We start from the raw sequence: 4,093 nt of genomic DNA on the forward strand, positions 1-4,093 counted from the left end.
CACCCCTCCCGCTCCTCTCACTCCCCTCACTTCTCTGCACCTGACCTGCGCTTTCCCGTTTCCTCCGGCACCCTGGGCAGATGGGAGCGTGGGATCTCCTGCTGATCGGCCTGGTCATCCTGTTCGGTCTGTGCGGAGTTCTGGTACCCGGGGTGCCGGGATCGTGGTTCGTGTGGGCCGCGGTCCTGTGGTGGGCGCTGAAGGAACCGCAGGCGGTCTCCTGGTGGGTACTGGTGGGCACGACCGGTGCCCTGTTCCTGTCCCAGGTGATCCGGTGGCGGCTGCCCCCACGCAGGCTGCGGGCGGCCGGCGCCACCCCCCGCATGGCGGTGTACGCCGGGGTCGGCGCCTTCCTCGGCTTCTTCCTGCTGCCCGTGCTCGGCGCGTTCCCCGGTTTCGTGGGTGGTGCCTACCTCCACGAACGCCTACGGCTCGGCGGACACGGCGAGGCGAAGGCGGCCGTACGGCGGGTGATGCGGGCGGGTGGCACCAGCGTCTTCATCGAACTCTTCACCTGCCTGCTGATCATGGGTGCATGGCTGGGCGCCACGCTCTGGGGCTGACGGACGGGATCGAGCACCAACCGATCGCGCAGTGGGCGCTTTCGGGCCCGTTTGGCCGATACACCGACACCTCACGATGCCGCCAATATGACCTGGGTCACTTTGCAAAAATTCCTCTTCATGTCGCCGGTCGGCGAAAGGCGCTGATGGGGCCGGATGATCCAGAGGCGCACAGATTCCGCAGATCACGCTTTCCGACGCCAACCGGACCGAGTCCGTCCCGGTCCCCGGTGCGTGCTGCTGCACCGCGGTCGGCGAGCGGCAATCAGCGGCCGGCTACCGGCTACCGGCTACCGGCTCCTGAGGTCGGACAGGTTGATCATGTCGGCCATGGCCCGCATGCCCGCGTCGTTGAAGTGGAGGTGGTCGCCCGAGTCGTAGGCGGTGCGCATGCGGTGCGGGGACGCCGGGTCGCGGACGGCGGCGTCGAAGTCGACGACCGTGTCGAAGATGCCGCCGGTACGGATGAGGGTGTTCACCTCCCGGCGTACGGACTCGCGGGCCTCCGTCCACCGGCCGTGGCCGCCGTACGGGGTGATGGTGGCGCCGATGACGCGGATGCCGCGCGCGTGGGCGCGGCTCACGAGCGACTTGTAGGCCTCCACGAAGGCGCGCGGGACGGTCTGTTCGGGGGTGCCGCTGATGTCGTTGATGCCCTCGAACACGATCAGCGCGCGCACTCCGGTCCGGGAGAGGACGTCGGCGTCGAAGCGGGTCAGGGCGCGCGGGCCGACGCCGTCGAGGAGGACGCGGTTGCCGGAGATACCCGCGTTCAGGACGCCGAGACGGCGGGTCGGCGGCAGTGCGGCGAGCCGGTCGGCCAGACGGTCGGGCCAGCGGCGGTTGGTGTCGGAGGTCGTGCCGCCGCCGTCGGTGAGGGAGTCGCCGAGTGCGACCACGGTCCCGGCGGCGGGTGCGTCGAGGACGTCCACGCCGGTGACGTAGTACCAGGAACTGAGGGTCCTGGTGTAGGCGTCGCCGTCCTCCACGGCGGCCCAATCGCCGCTCGGGGCAAGGAAGTTGGTCTGTTTGGCCGTACGGTGGTAGGTCGCCGGGCCGGAGTCCCCGGGCGTGTGGACCGTGACGAGCAGGCTGCTGTCGGCCGGTACGGCGAGCGGGACGGTGTCGGTGACCCGGTCCTCGCCCGCGGGGATGGTCACCGTGGAGGCGCCCGCGAAGGTGGCCGTATACATCGAGCCGGGCACGGCGTCCGGGCTCTTCGGTTCGCCGGGTTCCTGGAGGGCGACGGTGACGGCGCCGAGGCGGAGAGGCCGGGTGCCGAGCCGGTTGGTGAGGCGGACGCGCAGCGCGCTGCCGCCGACGCTGACGTGCAGGACGTTGCGGTAGGAGGCGTCGGGTCTCGCGGCGACGGTGCCGGAGGCGGCGGCCTCCCAGGTGCCGGTCCAGACGCGGGGAGCGGGGGTTTCCCTGACGGGTGCGGCGGCGACGGACGGCGAGGGAACCGGGGGCGGCACGGGGGTGCTCCCCGCGCCGGCCCTCGCGGGGGGCAGGGCGAGCGCCAGGGCGGTCACCAGGGCAGCGAGGGAGTGCCGAACCATGATCGCGCGGGTCATGTGCGCATGGTTCCCCGGGCGGTCGGCCGTACCAACGCCGTGTCACACCCATGGCGGCGCGCACGTATGTTCGCATGTGTGCCCGTGTTTCGGCTGCGCCCGCCGGGGCCGCCGTGTTTGGCTTCCGGTATGACCGAATTCAGCGCGGCCGAGCTTGCCTATCTCCGGACCCAGCGGCTGGGACGGCTGGCCACCGTCGACCCCCATGGGCAGCCGCAGGCCAACCCCGTCGGGTTCTTCCCGCAGGACGACGGGACGATCCTGATCGGCGGTCGCTCGATGGGCCGTACGAAGAAGTGGCGCAACCTGGAGCAGAACCCGAAGGTGGCGCTGGTCGTCGACGACGTGGTGAGCGTCAGCCCGTGGCGGGTACGGGGCGTCGACATCCGGGGCGAGGCCGAACTCCTCACGGGCCCGCACGAGTTGGGCCCGCACTTCAGCGAGGAAGTGATCCGCGTCCACCCGAGGCGCATCCACAGTTGGGGCCTGGAGACGGGCTGAGGGCCAACAGGACCGCTACTCGGCGAGGACTCCCTCCAGGCCGAGCAGGTGGCGCTTGCGGTCGAGGCCGCCCGCGTATCCCGTGAGGGAGCCGTCCGCGCCGATCACCCGGTGACAGGGCCGGACGACGAGCAGCGGATTGGCGCCGATCGCGCCACCGACGGCCCGTACGGCGGCCCTTGGGGCTCCGATCCGGGCGGCGATACGCCCGTATGTGGTGGTCTCCCCGTACGGCACCGAGTCGAGGGCGTCCCAGACCCGCTGCCGGAATTCGGTCCCGGTGCTTCGCAACTCCAGCCGGAATTCGGTGAGTTCACCGGCGAAGTAGGCGGCGAGCTGTGCCTCCGCCGCCCGGAAGGGCCCGGGGTCGTGCCGCCGGCCGTCCTCGATGCTCCGGCCGCCCTTCTGGCCGGGTACGGAGAGGGAGGTCAGCGCGCCCGACTCGTCGGCGGTGAGGAGGAGTTGACCGAGGGGACTGTCGACGAAGGTCCAGTGGACGGTGGTCGCGGAAAGAACGGTGTTCATGACGATGCGGGCTCCCACTCGCCTGCGGCGATGAGGTGATGGAGGGCGTACGAGCGCCAGGGGCGCCAGGTGTCGGGGACGTCCACGCCGGGCGGCGCGACATCGGGGTCGCCCAGGGCGCGGGCCCGGACGACGGCGACGGTACGGGCGTCGAGTCCCGGCAGGGCGTGCAGCGCGCGGGAGGCTTCGTCGCGGTCGGCACCCGGGTCGAGCCGTAGCGTGCCGTCGGCGAGGGCGGCGGTGAGGTGGCCGAGGGGCGTGTCGTCCTCCCTGGCCGCCTCCGCCAGTACCTCCGGCTCGGGGAAGAGATGGGTGAGGGCGCCGGAGGGGGCGTCGAGCGGCTTGCCGTACCGCGACACGAGCCGCTCCGCCGCCGCCCTGCCCACCAGCGCCCGCACGGCCGCCTCGGCCGGATCGGCGGCGCCGGGGGAACGCAGGCCGGGCCGGAGCGCGACCAGGCGGGCGAGGCGGGGATCCGCGCCGAGGTGCTCGTCGACGGCGTACGGGTCCGAGTCGAGGTCGAACAGGCGGCGCAGCCGCTGTACGGCGGTCGTCAGGTCCCGCAGGTCGGTGAGGTGCAGCCGGGCGTCCAGCCAGCGGCCCCGGGGCCCGGTCCCACGCTCCTCGACGGCGGCGATTGCGGTGCCGTACGGGAGGCGCAGCGTCCGGCGGTACGTGCGGCTGCCCGGGCCGCCGGTCAGCTCCTCGACGCCGGTTACGGCCTCGCGGGCGAGGAGGTCGAAGACGGCGGCCGAGTGGTAGGGGCCACGGTGGGAGAGGCGGAGGGGGATGCCGGGCGGGCCGGCCGGAGACGCGGGCGTGGAAGGGGCTCGGGGCGCCGTCGCGCGCAGGGCGCTCGGGGTCGCGGCGTACACGGTCCGGATCGTGTCGTTGAACTGGCGCACGCTGGCGAACCCGGAGGCGAACGCG

5 protein-coding genes are annotated in these 4,093 nt (G+C 72.6%); 2 read left to right on the top strand and 3 right to left on the bottom strand.

Features of this window, described 5'->3' with window-relative positions:
* The first annotated feature begins 80 nt into the window (after positions 1-80).
* The gene (locus tag AOK08_RS40650) at positions 81-563 is read left to right on the top strand and encodes a DUF456 domain-containing protein (protein ID WP_055535436.1); all 483 of its coding nucleotides are present in this window, start codon (positions 81-83) and stop codon (positions 561-563) included.
* Positions 564-853: 290 nt separating this feature from the next.
* On the opposite strand, the gene AOK08_RS40655 is transcribed toward AOK08_RS40650, so the two are convergent.
* Positions 854-2,137, bottom strand: a complete 1,284-nt coding sequence (locus AOK08_RS40655) for an SGNH/GDSL hydrolase family protein (RefSeq protein ID WP_055535438.1) — start codon at positions 2,135-2,137, stop codon at positions 854-856.
* Between the two features lie 129 nt (positions 2,138-2,266).
* Here AOK08_RS40655 and AOK08_RS40660 point away from each other — a divergent pair, with 129 nt between their 5' ends.
* Entirely contained in the window at positions 2,267-2,638 is a 372-nt protein-coding gene (locus AOK08_RS40660) for a PPOX class F420-dependent oxidoreductase (protein WP_055535440.1), read from the top strand.
* A 15-nt stretch (positions 2,639-2,653) separates the two neighbouring features.
* Here the strand turns inward: AOK08_RS40660 and AOK08_RS40665 are convergent, their stop codons facing one another.
* Together AOK08_RS40665 and AOK08_RS40670 are read right to left on the bottom strand one after the other, a co-directional pair.
* Complete coding sequence (locus AOK08_RS40665; protein WP_055535442.1) at positions 2,654-3,163, bottom strand: methylated-DNA--[protein]-cysteine S-methyltransferase; 510 nt, start codon at positions 3,161-3,163, stop codon at positions 2,654-2,656.
* On the bottom strand, positions 3,160-4,093 hold a 934-nt coding region (locus AOK08_RS40670; RefSeq protein ID WP_277816063.1), incomplete at its 5' end, for an AlkA N-terminal domain-containing protein. The genes AOK08_RS40665 and AOK08_RS40670, both read right to left, overlap by 4 nt.

The organism is Streptomyces graminilatus (assembly GCF_001418565.1).
GTDB lineage: Bacteria > Actinomycetota > Actinomycetes > Streptomycetales > Streptomycetaceae > Streptomyces > Streptomyces graminilatus.

What these genes read in the sequence shown, in the direction of transcription:
- AOK08_RS40660 (WP_055535440.1), top strand. Translation starts at nt 2,267, where the DNA reads ATGACCGAATTCAGCGCGGCCGAGCTTGCCTATCTCCGGACCCAGCGG.
- AOK08_RS40665 (WP_055535442.1), bottom strand. Translation starts at nt 3,163, where the DNA reads ATGAACACCGTTCTTTCCGCGACCACCGTCCACTGGACCTTCGTCGAC.
- AOK08_RS40650 (WP_055535436.1), top strand. Translation starts at nt 81, where the DNA reads ATGGGAGCGTGGGATCTCCTGCTGATCGGCCTGGTCATCCTGTTCGGT.
- AOK08_RS40655 (WP_055535438.1), bottom strand. Translation starts at nt 2,137, where the DNA reads ATGACCCGCGCGATCATGGTTCGGCACTCCCTCGCTGCCCTGGTGACC.